This is a genomic window from Pseudomonas sp. AC252, from assembly GCF_979258105.1.
In genome coordinates, this window is the sequence record NZ_OZ409837.1 from 5,569,533 (window position 1) to 5,584,233 (window position 14,701).

The window sequence follows — 14,701 nt, forward strand, 5'->3', positions numbered from 1 at the left end:
AGATGCTGGCGTATATCTTTCGGCGACTGCTGCTGATCATCCCGACCCTGTTCGGCATCCTGCTGATCAACTTCGTGATCATCCAGGCCGCGCCCGGCGGGCCGGTCGAGCAGATGATCGCCAAGCTCGAAGGCTTCGAAGGCGCCACCAGCCGGATTGCCGGCGGCGGTGCCGAGGTGGCGGTGGCCGGCTCGTCCTATCGTGGCGCGCAGGGGCTGGACCCGGCGCTGATCAAGGAAATCGAGCACATGTACGGGTTCGACAAATCGGCCCCGGAACGCCTGTGGATCATGGTCAAGAACTACGCGCAGCTGGATTTCGGCGACAGTTTCTTCCGCGACGCCAAGGTCATCGACCTGATCAAGGAAAAGATGCCGGTGTCGATCTCGCTGGGGCTGTGGAGCACGCTGATCATGTACCTGGTGTCGATCCCGCTGGGGATCGCCAAGGCCACGCGGCACGGCAGCCACTTCGACGTCTGGACCAGTTCGGCGATCATCGTCGGCTATGCGATCCCGGCGTTTCTGTTTGCGATCCTGCTGATCGTGGTGTTTGCCGGGGGCAGTTATCTGGACTGGTTCCCCCTGCGCGGGCTGACTTCGAACAACTTCGATGAGCTGAGTTTCGGCGGCAAGATCCTCGATTACTTCTGGCACCTGGCATTGCCAGTGACGGCGCTGGTGATCGGCAACTTTGCGACCATGACTCTGTTGACGAAAAACAGCTTTCTCGACGAAATCAACAAGCAGTACGTGGTCACCGCTAAAGCCAAAGGCCTGACCCGCCATCGCGTGCTCTACGGCCACGTGTTCCGCAACGCCATGCTGCTGGTGATCGCCGGTTTCCCATCGGCATTCATCGGTATTTTCTTCACCGGCTCGTTGCTGGTGGAAGTGATCTTCTCCCTCGACGGCCTCGGCCTGATGAGTTTCGAAGCGGCGATCAACCGCGATTACCCGGTGGTGTTCGGCACGCTGTTCATCTTCACCCTGCTCGGGCTGGTGGTGAAACTGATCGGCGACCTGACCTACACCTTTGTCGATCCGCGCATCGACTTTGCAAGCCGGGAGCATTGAGATGAACCTGTCCCCTCTCAACCGCCGACGCTTCGAACTGTTCAAGGCCAACAAGCGTGGCTGGTGGTCGCTGTGGCTGTTTCTTATCCTGTTTGGCCTGAGTCTGGGCGCCGAGCTGATTGCCAACGACAAGCCGCTGGTCGTGCATTACGACAACAACTGGTATTTCCCGGCGATCAAGCGCTACCCGGAAACCGCCTTCGGCGGCGAATTCCCGCTGGAAGCCAACTACAAGAGTCCGTACATCCGTGAGCTGCTCAAGGCCAAGGACGCGTGGATTCTGTGGGCGCCGATCCCCTACAGCTATCAGAGCATCAACTACGACCTGAAAGTCCCGGCCCCGGCGCCACCCTCGGCGGACAACCTGCTGGGTACCGACGATCAGGGCCGCGACGTGTTGGCGCGGGTGATCTACGGCTTCCGCATTTCCGTGCTGTTTGCGCTGACCTTGACCGTGTTGAGCTCGATCATCGGCGTGATCGCCGGGGCGCTACAGGGTTTCTACGGCGGCTGGGTCGATCTGGCCGGGCAGCGTTTTCTCGAGATCTGGTCGGGGCTGCCGGTGCTGTACCTGCTGATCATCCTCGCCAGTTTCGTCCAGCCGAATTTCTGGTGGCTGCTGGGCATCATGCTGCTGTTCTCGTGGATGAGCCTGGTCGACGTGGTGCGCGCCGAGTTCCTGCGTGGCCGCAACCTCGAATACGTGCGCGCGGCCCGCGCGCTGGGCATGCAGAACGGCGCGATCATGTTCCGTCACATCCTGCCCAACGCCATGGTCTCGACCATGACCTTCATGCCGTTCATCCTCACCGGCGCCATCGGCACCCTGACTGCACTGGACTTCCTCGGTTTCGGCTTGCCGGCCGGCAGTCCGTCGCTGGGCGAACTGGTTGCCCAGGGCAAATCCAACCTGCAGGCGCCGTGGCTGGGCATGAGCGCGTTTGCCGTACTGGCGCTGATGTTGAGTCTGCTGGTGTTTATCGGCGAGTCCGCTCGCGATGCCTTCGACCCGAGGAAGTGAAATGAATCAGGACAATCTGATCGAAGTGCGTGACCTCGCCGTCGAATTCGGTTTCGGCGAGCGCGTCCACCGCGTGGTCGAGGGCGTGAGCTTCGACATCAAGCGCGGTGAGACCCTGGCGCTGGTCGGTGAATCGGGCTCGGGCAAATCGGTCACGGCGCATTCAATCCTGCGCCTGCTGCCCTACCCCATGGCGCGGCATCCGGCCGGCAGCATCAATTACGCCGGGCAGAACCTGCTGGATTTGAGCGAGAAGACCATCCGCCATATTCGTGGCAACCGCATCGCGATGATCTTTCAGGAGCCGATGACCTCGCTCAATCCGCTGCACTCGATCGAAAAGCAGATCAACGAAGTGCTCGGCATCCACAAGGGCCTGAGCGGCAAAGTCGCGACCAAGCGCACTTTGGAGCTGCTGGAGATGGTCGGCATCCCCGAGCCGCACAAGCGTCTCAAGGCCCTGCCCCATGAATTGTCCGGCGGCCAGCGCCAGCGGGTGATGATTGCCATGGCCCTGGCCAACGAGCCGGAATTGCTGATTGCCGACGAACCGACCACCGCGCTGGACGTGACCGTTCAGCTGAAAATCCTCGATTTGCTCAAGGAACTTCAGGCTCGATTGGGCATGTCGCTGCTACTGATCAGTCACGATTTGAACCTGGTGCGAAGAATTGCGCATCGCGTATGTGTCATGCAGCGCGGTTGCATCGTCGAACAGGCATCGTGCGCAGAGCTGTTCCGTTCGCCGCAGCATCCGTACACTCGGGAATTGCTCGGCGCGGAGCCCAGCGGTGGCCCCGCGAGCAATGAAATCGGCGCGCCGCTGCTCGAAGTCGAGGACCTGAAAGTCTGGTTCCCGATCAAGAAAGGCCTGCTCAAGCGCACGGTGGATTACGTCAAGGCAGTGGACGGCATCAATTTCAGCCTGCCTCAGGGCCAGACCCTGGGAATCGTCGGCGAAAGTGGCTCCGGCAAATCCACCCTCGGTCTGGCGATTTTGCGTCTGATCGGCAGCAAAGGCGCGATCCGCTTTGAAGGCAAGCAGCTAGACTGCCTGACGCAGAGTGAGGTTCGCCCGCTGCGGCGGGAAATGCAGGTGGTGTTTCAGGACCCGTTTGGCAGCCTGAGCCCGCGCATGTGCGTCAACGACATCGTCGGCGAAGGCCTGCGGATACACAAGATGGGCACCGCAGCCGAACAGGAAGCGGCGATCATCGCGGCATTGAAGGAGGTAGGTCTGGATCCGGAAACCCGGCACCGCTACCCCCACGAATTTTCCGGTGGGCAACGGCAGCGAATAGCCATTGCCCGGGCCCTGGTGCTGAAACCGGCGCTGATCCTGCTGGACGAGCCGACTTCGGCGCTCGACCGCACGGTGCAGCGGCAAGTGGTGGAGCTGTTGCGTTCACTGCAAGCCAAGTACAACCTGACGTATTTGTTCATCAGCCATGACCTGGCTGTCGTCAAAGCGCTGAGCCACCAGCTGATGGTGGTCAAGCATGGCCAAGTGGTCGAACAGGGAGACGCGCAAAGTATTTTTGCCGCCCCCCAACATCCGTATACACAGCAGTTGCTGGAAGCCGCTTTTCTGGCACCAGCCACTGCGCAATAACCTGAAAGAGGAGCAACACATGGGTTTTCTCGCCGGTAAGCGCGTACTGATCGTCGGTGTCGCCAGCAAGCTGTCCATCGCATCCGGCATCGCTGCCGCCATGCATCGCGAGGGCGCTGAGCTTGCCTTCACTTATCAGAACGACAAACTCAAGGGTCGCGTCGAAGAGTTCGCACAAGGCTGGGGTTCGAGCCCTGAGCTGTGCTTCCCGTGCGACGTGGCCAGCGATGAAGAAATCGCCAAGGTCTTCGAACAACTGAGCAAGAAGTGGGACGGCCTGGACTGCATCGTCCACTCCGTCGGCTTCGCCCCGGGCGACCAACTGGACGGCGACTTCACCGAAGCCACCACCCGTGAAGGTTTCCGCATCGCTCACGACATCAGCGCCTACAGCTTCGTGGCCCTGGCCAAAGCCGGCCGCGAAATGATGAAAGGCCGCAACGGCAGCCTGCTGACCCTGTCGTACCTGGGCGCCGAGCGCACCATGCCGAACTACAACGTGATGGGCATGGCCAAGGCTTCGCTGGAAGCTGGCGTGCGTTACCTGGCCGGCTCCCTGGGCCCGGACGGCACCCGCGTCAACTGCGTATCGGCCGGTCCGATCCGTACTCTGGCCGCGTCGGGCATCAAGAACTTCCGCAAGATGCTGGCTGCCAATGAAGCGCAAACCCCACTGCGCCGCAACGTCACCATCGAAGAAGTCGGCAACGCCGGCGCCTTCCTGTGCTCCGACCTGGCGTCGGGCATCAGCGGTGAAATCATGTACGTCGACGGCGGCTTCAACACCACCGCGATGGGCAACATCGAAGAGTGATCTTCCTGTAGCCGATAAAAAACCCGCCGGTTCTGGCGGGTTTTTTTATGCCTGCGGAAAAGCTCGCCCAACTACATATGTACCGCCACCCACCCTGCCCTGCCTTTGATACTCGGCGCTCGATGCTTATCAGCCGCCAGGGAGGCGCAGATGGACGACACACCGGTACATGAACAGACATTGATCCAGAACCTCATCGCGGAATTGACTGCCGTACCGGTGGTCAGCGCCGCCGGACCGGCGCGTACGCTGGAGGTGCCCCGTCCGTGCCTGCTGCGCGAATGGATGGAGCTTTACTGGACTGCCCTCGAACGCCCCGAATTCCTCGACTGGGCCAGCCGCTTCCATATCGATCTGGATACCTTGCAGATCAAGGGCGATACCCTGCAAGCGCAGATTCCCTCGAACGGCTCCAGCGACGTACGCACCTTTCGGCTGGAAGATGATTCCGGCTGGTGGCAGATGGCGCCGATGCTGCTGTCGATTTCCCAGCGCATTGACCCCGCCGGGTCAGGCCTGCCCTATATCGGCGGCAAGTCCGCCAACCCGCTGTATCGCTTTCCACGGCAAGTGGTTTTGGCGTTCTACGGTTATCCGGAACCGCAAAACCAGATTCAGGCCCGAGTCCTCGTCGCCGAGTTGAAGAAAACCGGTCTGGCCGCCATTGATGAAAACGGCCAGACCACTTCAGCGCTCGTCAAGGAGCGCAACGCGCAACTGGAGGATTTACAGGCCATCGCCGAGCGAATCGACGAGGTGCTGCTGGCGAGCGATCCGTTCGAGCAGCGAGGCTTTCTCGACACGCCGGTAACACTCACTTCGGCTTCTGTTTCCGCTCCCGTCAGAGGGCCTCGCCTCAAACTGGGCGAACTCCTGCGTCGCTACGAGTTTGCTTTGCCAGAGGACGCCGAAGCAGCCAAAGCGCTGGCGCAACGCCTGCGACAACAGCGCTGGCCGCAATTGCCCTACGTCAGCGACTACGTGCAGACTGGCGCGCCCATCCGCCGCTATCGCGAAGACTTCGCTGATCTGGAAGACGCTCGGCACATCGTCAAGCGCCTGGAAGCACTGAGCTGGAACAAGCCACCGACGGCCAGGATCGATTACGAGGAATTCAGTGATCCGCATCCGGAGTCTGCACTGGCAGAATGGATCGCAGACGGCCAGAGTGACTTGCAACTACTCAGTTCCAACGCCGATTTTCAGAACATTCTGCGGCAGCGCGGCTTACCCGCAGACAGTCAACTGCTGGTGACTGAATCCGGTCATGTCGGCACTGCCAGTGCGCAAGGCTGGGTCACGTTAACGGCACAGGTAGAAGGCCACGCGGACCTGAAGCTCTATCGCGACAAACTCAAAGTCAAGGCACGCAAAGCTGGCGGCGCCTTGCGCTCCAACGGGCGAGTCACGCTCGCGCAGATGCTGCGATTCTACGAGTTGCCGCTGCCGAGGACTATTCAACAGGCCCTGTCCCTTGCCCACTGGAACAAGATCAATCTGCACATGCGCCCCGGGCACATGAACCAGTGGTACCTGCTAGGCCAGCCCGGCACCCGGACCGAGCGATTCAGCGCTGCGCAACGCCAGATCGTCATCGACACCACCCAATCGTTTTTGCCCAAGGACTCGGTACCGTTGATCGACTATCTGAGCGAAGGCGTCGATACCGACTTGCCGCTTGCAACGCTCAAGGCCAAGGCCGACTACCTGATCAGCTGTATCCTGATCACGCCACGCGCGCGCACATTGGGCAATCAACTGCTTGCAAAGCTCGCGCCGCCGGGCCAGAACAAGCGTCTGGTGGCGACCAACCGCGACCGCCTGTTGCTCGCTGCGTTGATTCTCAGTCTGGAGCCGAGCGCCGGCGAGGACCTGAACCGCATCATCGGCCAGCGTCTGGAGGACAGCGATTTCTGGGGCGAGCGTTACGATGAAGTACGACGTTTCATTGATCGGCAACCCGGTCTGGCACCGATCAAAAACAAGACCCTGGCGACCCATCTTCTGCTGTCGGCCATGGCGCCGGAATTCCTCACACGCGATATTCCGGCATTCATCGCTTACATGAGTTGCCTGCGCTGGGTCAGGTTGAAACAGGTCGTGCTTTACATTGAAAGTCGTTTCCCTGGTGTGGCCCGCCTGATGACGTTCGGACAACTCAGTGCCCTGACGAAAGGCCCGGCGCCTGCGGATTTTTACAAGTTTCTGCGCGGTGAAGCCTGCGCCTCGGTGATCGTTGACTGGGCGGTCGCCAGAGGATTGATCCAGCGTAATGCCGAATGCCCGGTCACGGTGTACGACGCCGCGACGCTGAAGCGCGCCGATCGGGTTTTTCGCAGTCACAATCGGTTGATGCGCGGCTTATACCATCGGGCCTTTCTGGCGTCTTTCCCCACGCCTGCAACAATCGCGCAGTCGGATCTGCGCAACGTGTTTGCTGATAATCCGTATCTGGAGGCCAAGGTACTGTCTCTCTCGGAAACACACGGACAAGCTTCTGCGCCGCTTTACTCGCTGAGCCAATTGCACGTGGCCGGCAAGCTCTCAGACGATATGAAGGCCTGGCAATCAAGCAGTGAACAGTTGTCGCTGACCACCATGAACGCGTCCTTTGCCCGATTGAACAACGTCGCGAGCCTGTTCAAAACCGCACTTGAGGCCCGCGTCGTGCAAATGAAAGAGGCCCACATTGCCCTGATCAAGGAGGCGATTTGCCGTCTGCCGCTGGCACAAAGGCTCGATATCGAAGAACACCGGCTGGAATTGCTTGCCCTGCGCTCTGCATCGCCCAGCGCGAGCACATCAACTGCCGACGCTGCCCCGTTTGCCATCCTCGCGCTGTTGCACGGAACCCCGACCCGAGTATTCGAAATTTTCACCTGCAGAAATGAAGTGGTTTTGCGCCGTGATGTCGACATCGCTGCACTTAAGCCATCGGCCGCGAAAGAACCGGCGAAAGCGCTGCCCTTCGACGCCGAAGCCTACCGGCATGGCACCGAGCCTCGCGCAAACGCTACCTGTAAAGCGTTTATCACTCGCCTCGAAATTCAAGGGGCACCGTTGGAGGAACAAACGCGCACCGCCGTGCCTGACAGCTTTTCCTCCAACAAAGTCAACGCCATCGCCAGCACCGCCGTCCGGCATCTGTTCGACGCCCATGAAGCCCAAGCGCTGCGAGAAGCCCTGATGGCGCCCGCTCTTAGCGAGGCTGACGCCTGTCATGAAAAGTGGGTGGCGTTTTACCAGAAGCTGAGCCCGCCCAAGCGCTGAACCTCCGGGTGCACCATCGAATTCTGTAGGAGTGAGCCTGCTCGCGCTAGCGCTCTGTCTGTGACTGCGACACTGCCTGAACCACCGCTATCGCGAGCAGGCTCACTCCTACAAAGGATTCGCGCCAGGACTAGCAGCCTTTCAACGCCTGTTTGTGCGCATACATCGCGCCATCCGCATCGGCCAGCAGGCGGTCGACGGTTTCGTGTCGCGTGGGGTCGTATTCGATCTGGCCGACGCTGAAACGAATCGCATAACCGCGGTGCAACGTGGCGTTGCGCTCTTCAAGAATTTCCTTGAGCCGCGCCATGATCCGTGTGGTTTCGACGTGGCTGGAGCCGGTCAGCAACGCGACGAACTCATCGCCGCCCAAGCGCCCGACCACGTCGCTCTCGCGAAAGGCAATGCGCAACACATCGGCGAAGGTTTCCAGCGCACTGTCGCCCTCGGCATGCCCGTACAGATCATTGATCTGCTTGAAATCGTTGAGGTCGAAAAACAGCAGCGTCGCCGCGCGATTCAGGCGCGCGCAAGCATCCAGTGCATGCTGGGCCAGTTGCTTGAAACCACGGCGATTGGACAACAGCGTAAGCTCATCCATGCTCGCCATTTGCACCGCCATCAGCTCCTGCTCGGCCATCTCGGCGAGGTCGCGCAGCAGCGCGCGCTCTTCGTCATCGAGATGGCGAGGCTTGGTATCGATCAGGCACAAGGTGCCCATTTTGTTGCCGTCGGGCACGGTCAGCGGATAACCGGCGTAAAAGCGGATATTCGGTGCGCCGGTGACCAGCGGATTGTCATGGAAGCGCACATCCTCCAGCGCATCGGGGACCAGCATCAGCTCGTTTTGCAAAATTGCATGGCCGCAGAAAGAGACGTCGCGCGACGTCTCGCTGACATCCAGCCCCACACAGGATTTGAACCACTGGCGATCCTTGTCGACCAGCGTGACCAGGGCGATCGGCACGTTGAACAAGCGCTTGGCCAGGCGCGTCAGGCGATCGAAGCGCTCTTCGGGGGCCGAGTCGAGGTTGAGGCCATGCAACACGTCAATACGTGCAGCTTCGTTGGCAGGTTTTCCGGGCACCAGCATGCGCACACTCCGTAGACAGTCATGCGTTCAGCGTAGCGCTAAATCGCCGAGGCTTCACATTTGCGCCACCGGGCACGGCCCGCCGGCATCGGCCCACAGCTTGAATTGCGCGACGAAAATGTCGTGCGGGACCGGTACCGGCGCGCGCCCTGCCCCGGGATTCCAGCCCCACAGCACCAGTTTGTCTTCGCTGACGTGTTTTAACAGGGCGGCGAAGTCGCGATCGCCGTTGCTTGCGCGATCCTTGATCATTGCGCAGAGCTTGTCCGAGGGCAGGCCGATCCAGGCCATTTTGTGCGCGGCTGGCGGCAGGCTCCAATGCGGCGCACCCGGTGGCGCGTGAGGGCCGTAACTGGCCGGCGGATTGCTTTCGGCGTGGCAGGTCGCGCAGGGCAAACCGGCGGCGCCCTTGCCGTCCATGCCGCGCACCACATTCATGGCGTGAGGGATGCCGGCGTCGAACTGCAACGGCGAATCGCCGGGAATGTGGCAGTTCTGGCAGCGCGGGCTCTGGAACACTTTCTGCACCGTGCCAAAGGCTTGCAACGCCTGCTGATCCTCAGCAAACAGGTCCGAGGCATAGCCTCCGAGACCGAGCAACACGACGGTGCCCAACACCAGATGTCGTTTCATCTCACACCCCCGACAGTTGCAGTGGCAGTTCGCGCAGGCGTTGCCCGGTCAGGGCAAACACCGCGTTGGCCACGGCCGGCGCGGTCGGCGGTACGCCGGGCTCACCAATGCCGCCGGGTTTTTCGCTGCTGGGGACGATATGCACTTCCACCACCGGCATTTCGTTGAGCCGCAGCACCTGGTAATCGTGATAGTTGGACTGCACGACGCCGCCGTCCTTGACGGTGAGTTTGCTGTGCAACGCCATGCCGAGGCCGAAGGTGATGCACGACTCCATCTGCGCGGCGATGCTCTGCGGGTTCACCGCAATGCCGCAGTCGACGGCGCAGACCACTCGATGCACGCGAATCGCCAGATTGTCCTGCGACACCTCGGCAACCTGCGCCACGTAGCTGCCGAATGACTCGTGTACCGCCACGCCGAGGGCATGCCCGTCCGGCAACGGCGCGCCCCAGTGGGCCTTCTCCACCGCCAGATTGAGCACGCCGAGATGGCGCGGGTGCGCCTTGAGCAGCGTGCGTCGGTATTCCACCGGATCCTTGCCCGCCGCCGTCGCCAGTTCATCGATCAGCGATTCCATGACGAACCCGGTATGGGTATGGCCCACCGAACGCAGCCACAGCACGTTGATGCCGGTCTGCGGCGAATGCAGGTCGACCTGATGATGAGGCAGATCCTTGATATACGGACTGTCGGCGACGCCCTCGACCGACGTCGCATCGATGCCGTTCTTGACCATCGCCGCCTCGAGCATCGTCCCGGTCATGATCGACTGCCCGACCAGCACATGCTGCCAACTCATCGGCAAGCCATCGGCGCCCAGCCCGACCTGCGCCTTGTGCAGGTACATCGAGCGGTAATAGCCGCCGCGAATGTCATCCTCGCGCGCCCAGACGGTTTTCACGGGCAGGCCCGCCGCTTTCGCTACCTGCACGGCTTCGGCGACGAAGTCCGAGGTCGGATTGGCGCGGCGACCGAAGCCACCACCGAGGAACTCGGTGTGAATTTCAACCTGCTCGGGTTTGAGCCCGGTGATCTTGCTGGCGACCATTTGGTCCAGCGTCTGAAATTGCGTGCCGGTCCAGATTTCACATTTGCCGGCGCTGATTTTCACCGCGCAGTTGAGCGGTTCCATCGGCGCGTGGGCCAGATACGGCACGCTGTATTCGACCTCGATTTTCTTCGTGGCCTTGGCGAAATTGGCTTTGGCGTCTCCAGCCTGCGTGGCCGAGGTGCCCGGAGTCGCTGCCAGTTTGCGGAAACTCTCCAGCAGTTTTTCACTGCTCATGTCGGCCAGTGGCCCAAGATCCCAGTCAACCTTCAGCGCATCACGGCCCAGCTTCGCCGCCCAGAAATGCTCGGCCACCACCGCTACCCCGCTGGGCACCTGCAGCACTTTGTGCACGCCGGGGATTGCCAGCGCTGCGGCGCCTTCGAAGGATTTCACCGTGGCACCGAACACCGGGGCGCGGGCGACCATCGCGGTCATCAGGCCTTCGAACTGCACGTCCATGCCGAATTTGGCGCGGCCGGTGATCTTTTCCGGGGTGTCGAGGCGCTTGGTCGGTTTGCCGATGACTTTCCAGTCCTTGGCTTCCTTGAAGGTAATGGTTTTCGGATCCGGCACCGGCAGTTGCCCGGCGGCATCGGCCAGTTCGCCGTAGGTCGCGCGTTGGTCCCCGGCGATGACCACGCCGGACTCAGTGCGAATCGTCGACGGCGCGACGTCGAAGCGTTTCGCTGCGGCCTCGACCAGCATCTGCCGGGCCGTCGCCCCGGCCAGTCGGTAGCGGTCGAATTCCATCCAGGTCGAGGTCGAGCCTCCGGTGATCTGCATGCCGCCGAACGCCGGCAAACCATAATCCGCCGCTGAGGCTGGGGAGTGCTCGACGCGGATTTTCGACCAGTCGGCGTCCAGTTCCTCGGCAATCAGCATGGTCAGGCCGGTCCAGATGCCCTGACCCATCTCCGAATGGCCGAGCAGCACGGTGACGCTGTTGTCCGCCGCGATGCGCAGAAACGCATTGGGCGCGAACGTCTTGTTTTCATTCTCTGCCGCGCGGGCGAAGCGATTGGCCCCGGGCACCACAAACGCCACCATCAGGCCGCCACCCAGCACGGCGCTGCCCTTGAGAAACCCGCGACGCGATACCGGACTGTTCATCGTCTATCTCCCAGAGATTGAATCAGCCGATGTCGGCGGCGCGTTTGACCGCTGCGCGAATGCGCGGATAGGTGCCGCAGCGGCAGATATTGCCGGAGAGCGCCTGATCGATATCGCTGTCGGTGGGCTTGGGAATTTTCGCCAGCAACGCGGCGGCGGACATGATCTGCCCGGACTGGCAGTAACCGCACTGCACCACATCGAGTTCGGCCCAGGCTTGCTGCACCGGGTGCGAGCCATCGCTGGACAAGCCTTCGATGGTAAGGATTTTCTGCCCGTGGGCGACGGCAGTGGCCGGGGTGATACACGAACGTAATGGCGCGCCGTCAACGTGCACGGTGCAGGCGCCGCACTGGGCCATGCCGCAACCGAACTTGGTCCCGGTCAGGTGCGCGACATCGCGCAGAACCCAGAGCAGCGGCATGTCGGCGGGGACATCGAGCTCCTGATCCTTGCCATTGATATTCAGGGTCAGCATCGGGTGATTTCCTCAGACTCACGGTGTGGCGAAGGGGCGTCGCTGTGGTCGCAAAAACCTACGGATGCCCGCGCTTATCCCTTTCAGCAAAGCCTAATTTGCGCAGCAAGCGAGACGTTGTGACCAGCGGTCATGCAGACCGCAGCTTTGCTCCTACAGTTGATAACGGCTCGCAGTGAGTCGTCGTACCTCTGCACTTTCGGTACGCGACACATCGCGTTTGACCTTCCTTTGAGTCAGGAGCATTACCCATGGGCTTTGTCACCACTCGAGACGGCGTCGACATCTTCTACAAGGACTGGGGCCCGCGCGACGCGCCGGTAATCCACTTCCACCACGGCTGGCCGCTCAGTTCGGATGACTGGGATGCGCAGATGCTGTTCTTTCTCGCGCAGGGCTTTCGGGTGATTGCTCATGATCGACGCGGGCATGGCCGCTCCAGCCAGGTCTGGGACGGCCATGACATGGATCACTACGCCGACGATGTGCTGGCCGTGGTCAATCATCTGGGTACGAGCAACGTTGTGCATGTCGGCCACTCCACCGGCGGCGGCGAAGTGATCCACTACATTGCCCGACATGGTCAGGACAAGGTCAGCAAAGCGGTATTGATCAGCGCCGTACCACCGCTGATGGTGCAGACCGAAAGCAATCCGGGCGGTTTGCCGAAATCGGTGTTCGATGGCTTTCAAGCGCAGTTGGCGGCGAATCGCGCGCAGTTCTATCGCGATGTGCCGAGCGGCCCCTTCTACGGCTACAACCGCCCCGGCGCCGAGCCCTCCGAGGGAATCATCGCCAACTGGTGGCGCCAAGGCATGATCGGCGGCGCCAAGGCGCATTACGACGGCATCGTCGCGTTCTCGCAGACCGACTTCACCGAAGACCTGAAAAAAGTCACCGTGCCGGTTCTGGTCATGCACGGCGAGGACGACCAGATCGTGCCCTACGCCAACTCCGGGCCGTTGTCAGCGAAACTGCTGCCCAACGGCACGCTGAAGTCGTATCCGGGCTTCCCGCATGGCATGCCAACGACGCAGGCTGAAACCATCAATGCGGATTTGCTGGCGTTTATTCGCGGGTAATCACCTCAATCAGGATTACCGCGATATTGGCAAATACTGATCCCCTGTGGGAGCGGGCTTGCCCGCGAAGGCGTCTCTCCAGTCTAGTTAGCTGCGAATGACACTCCGCTTTCGCGAGCAAGCTCGCTCCCACAGCTGGTATCGGGTTTATCCGACACAGACTGGTCGGCGGGAAGGCCGCCATCGCTGGCAAGCCAGCTCCCACAGGGATCAGGGTAGATCCGCTATTCATTCGTATCTTTGAGATAGCTATCGCGAGCAAGCTCGCTCCCACAGTTGGTAATGGGTTTATCCGACACAGACTGGTCGGCGGGAAGGCCGCCATCGCTGGCAAGCCAGCTCCCACAGAGATCAGGGTAGATCCGCTATTCATTCGTATCTTTGAGATAGCTATCGCGAGCAAGCTCGCTCCCACAGTTGGTAATGGGTTTATCCGACACAGACTGGTCGGCGGGAAGGCCGCCATCGCTGGCAAGCCAGCTCCCACAGGGATCAGGGTAGATCCGCTATTCATTCTTATCTTTGAGATAGCTATCGCGAGCAGGCTCGCTCCCGCAGAAAAGCAAAGCAGCGCAGCTGCCCGCGGCACAGCCGCCCCACTCAACAATGAGCGCAAGCTCGAGTGCTCTTGATCTTGATCCACCGGCGACGTCGGAAGGCTGAGTGGAGGGATTGATCCGGGCGTGGGAGCGCAGCGACCGTCTGGCGCAGCCAGACACAGCGGAAGGAGGTGCAGCGAAGCAAACCGTAGCCGCTGCGCCCGGATCGATCCCGCAGCGAAGGAACCCGAGCCTGCGAGGACCGAACGTAGGAGCAAGCGTTTTTTTGCTTACTTTTTTAGGCGTTTGTAAAAAAAGTGAGTCGCCGTAAGGGCGAAACCCTAAGCAGCCGTTACCGCAGCAACAGATATGTACTCGGTCAACCAGAACAAATCATCGCTCGACAACAAGACTTCGCGAGCAGACTCGCCCCCACAGAAATCGCAGGTGTGCTGAAGGTTGAATCAATCCCCTATCCCTCTGCCCGCCCTTTGCCTTCACGATCCCCCCGGTAGTGCCTGGCCAGCGGAAAATCCGGCAGCCACGATTCACGCCGCACAGTCCAGCTCTCATAGGTGGGTTTCAACTGATCCGGCGCATCCAGCGCGCCGAGGTTCACCTCGACCTCATCACCACTGCGGTTGAACACCGACGAGCCACAGCGCGGGCAGAAATGTCGACCTTGATACTCGTGGGTTTCACCGCTAATGGTCACAGCGCCCTCAGGAAATATCGCCGAGGCATGAAACAGCGCACCGTGGACCTTGCGACAGTTCAGGCAATGGCACAGTCCAACCCGGTAAGGCTCGCCAGAAACTTGAAAGCGCACAACGCCGCACAGGCATCCGCCGGCAAATATATTCATGGTTCAGCTCCATCGCGCCCGTGGTGTCACGTCCCCCAGAGCCTATAACAGTCG

At 61.0% G+C, this 14,701-nt stretch carries 11 protein-coding genes; 6 read left to right on the forward strand and 5 right to left on the reverse strand.

Annotated elements, in window-relative coordinates:
• The first annotated feature begins 2 nt into the window (after nucleotides 1-2).
• The 5 genes from ACZZZ4_RS25300 (at nucleotide 3) to ACZZZ4_RS25320 (ending at nucleotide 7,793) form a co-directional block, all read left to right on the forward strand.
• Nucleotides 3-1,076 (forward strand): microcin C ABC transporter permease YejB, encoded by a 1,074-nt coding sequence (locus tag ACZZZ4_RS25300; RefSeq protein ID WP_039763243.1) that lies wholly within the window; start codon nucleotides 3-5, stop codon nucleotides 1,074-1,076.
• A 1-nt stretch (nucleotide 1,077) separates the two neighbouring features.
• Nucleotides 1,078-2,097 carry an ABC transporter permease gene (locus ACZZZ4_RS25305; protein WP_016774153.1) on the forward strand — a complete coding sequence of 340 codons (1,020 nt, stop codon included), beginning with the start codon at nucleotides 1,078-1,080 and terminating at the stop codon, nucleotides 2,095-2,097.
• A 1-nt stretch (nucleotide 2,098) separates the two neighbouring features.
• Nucleotides 2,099-3,709, forward strand: coding sequence for an ABC transporter ATP-binding protein (locus ACZZZ4_RS25310; RefSeq protein ID WP_463549095.1), 1,611 nt, complete (start codon nucleotides 2,099-2,101; stop codon nucleotides 3,707-3,709).
• Between the two features lie 19 nt (nucleotides 3,710-3,728).
• Nucleotides 3,729-4,523, forward strand: a complete 795-nt coding sequence (fabI, locus tag ACZZZ4_RS25315; protein ID WP_014339032.1) for an enoyl-ACP reductase FabI — start codon at nucleotides 3,729-3,731, stop codon at nucleotides 4,521-4,523.
• A 150-nt stretch (nucleotides 4,524-4,673) separates the two neighbouring features.
• Nucleotides 4,674-7,793 carry a hypothetical protein gene (locus ACZZZ4_RS25320; protein ID WP_463549096.1) on the forward strand — a complete coding sequence of 1,040 codons (3,120 nt, stop codon included), beginning with the start codon at nucleotides 4,674-4,676 and terminating at the stop codon, nucleotides 7,791-7,793.
• Nucleotides 7,794-7,923: 130 nt separating this feature from the next.
• On the opposite strand, the gene ACZZZ4_RS25325 is transcribed toward ACZZZ4_RS25320, so the two are convergent.
• The 4 genes from ACZZZ4_RS25325 to ACZZZ4_RS25340 are packed head-to-tail and all read right to left on the reverse strand — an operon-like array spanning nucleotide 7,924 to nucleotide 12,161.
• Complete coding sequence (locus tag ACZZZ4_RS25325) at nucleotides 7,924-8,886, reverse strand: sensor domain-containing diguanylate cyclase (protein WP_463549097.1); 963 nt, start codon at nucleotides 8,884-8,886, stop codon at nucleotides 7,924-7,926.
• Nucleotides 8,887-8,940: 54 nt separating this feature from the next.
• On the reverse strand, nucleotides 8,941-9,519 hold the full coding sequence (locus ACZZZ4_RS25330) for a hypothetical protein (RefSeq protein ID WP_130000055.1): 579 nt from the start codon (nucleotides 9,517-9,519) through the stop codon (nucleotides 8,941-8,943).
• Between the two features lies 1 nt (nucleotide 9,520).
• Complete coding sequence (locus tag ACZZZ4_RS25335; RefSeq protein ID WP_463549098.1) at nucleotides 9,521-11,683, reverse strand: xanthine dehydrogenase family protein molybdopterin-binding subunit; 2,163 nt, start codon at nucleotides 11,681-11,683, stop codon at nucleotides 9,521-9,523.
• 22 nt (nucleotides 11,684-11,705) lie between these two features.
• Nucleotides 11,706-12,161 carry a (2Fe-2S)-binding protein gene (locus ACZZZ4_RS25340; RefSeq protein ID WP_007956954.1) on the reverse strand — a complete coding sequence of 152 codons (456 nt, stop codon included), beginning with the start codon at nucleotides 12,159-12,161 and terminating at the stop codon, nucleotides 11,706-11,708.
• A 251-nt stretch (nucleotides 12,162-12,412) separates the two neighbouring features.
• On the opposite strand from ACZZZ4_RS25340, the gene ACZZZ4_RS25345 reads away from it, so the two are divergent.
• Nucleotides 12,413-13,243: an alpha/beta fold hydrolase gene (locus tag ACZZZ4_RS25345; RefSeq protein ID WP_039763251.1), complete on the forward strand. Its 831-nt coding sequence runs from the start codon at nucleotides 12,413-12,415 to the stop codon at nucleotides 13,241-13,243.
• A gap of 1,011 nt (nucleotides 13,244-14,254) precedes the next feature.
• On the opposite strand, the gene ACZZZ4_RS25350 is transcribed toward ACZZZ4_RS25345, so the two are convergent.
• Nucleotides 14,255-14,647 (reverse strand): GFA family protein, encoded by a 393-nt coding sequence (locus tag ACZZZ4_RS25350; RefSeq protein ID WP_463549099.1) that lies wholly within the window; start codon nucleotides 14,645-14,647, stop codon nucleotides 14,255-14,257.
• Nucleotides 14,648-14,701: the final 54 nt, after the last annotated feature.

Bases quoted from the DNA above. Each gene is read 5' to 3' on its own strand.
- ACZZZ4_RS25350 (WP_463549099.1), bottom strand. From the start codon at position 14,647: ATGAATATATTTGCCGGCGGATGCCTGTGCGGCGTTGTGCGCTTTCAA.
- ACZZZ4_RS25345 (WP_039763251.1), top strand. From the start codon at position 12,413: ATGGGCTTTGTCACCACTCGAGACGGCGTCGACATCTTCTACAAGGAC.
- fabI (WP_014339032.1), top strand. From the start codon at position 3,729: ATGGGTTTTCTCGCCGGTAAGCGCGTACTGATCGTCGGTGTCGCCAGC.
- ACZZZ4_RS25310 (WP_463549095.1), top strand. From the start codon at position 2,099: ATGAATCAGGACAATCTGATCGAAGTGCGTGACCTCGCCGTCGAATTC.
- ACZZZ4_RS25330 (WP_130000055.1), bottom strand. From the start codon at position 9,519: ATGAAACGACATCTGGTGTTGGGCACCGTCGTGTTGCTCGGTCTCGGA.
- ACZZZ4_RS25325 (WP_463549097.1), bottom strand. From the start codon at position 8,886: ATGCTGGTGCCCGGAAAACCTGCCAACGAAGCTGCACGTATTGACGTG.
- ACZZZ4_RS25305 (WP_016774153.1), top strand. From the start codon at position 1,078: ATGAACCTGTCCCCTCTCAACCGCCGACGCTTCGAACTGTTCAAGGCC.
- ACZZZ4_RS25340 (WP_007956954.1), bottom strand. From the start codon at position 12,161: ATGCTGACCCTGAATATCAATGGCAAGGATCAGGAGCTCGATGTCCCC.
- ACZZZ4_RS25335 (WP_463549098.1), bottom strand. From the start codon at position 11,683: ATGAACAGTCCGGTATCGCGTCGCGGGTTTCTCAAGGGCAGCGCCGTG.
- ACZZZ4_RS25300 (WP_039763243.1), top strand. From the start codon at position 3: ATGCTGGCGTATATCTTTCGGCGACTGCTGCTGATCATCCCGACCCTG.
- ACZZZ4_RS25320 (WP_463549096.1), top strand. From the start codon at position 4,674: ATGGACGACACACCGGTACATGAACAGACATTGATCCAGAACCTCATC.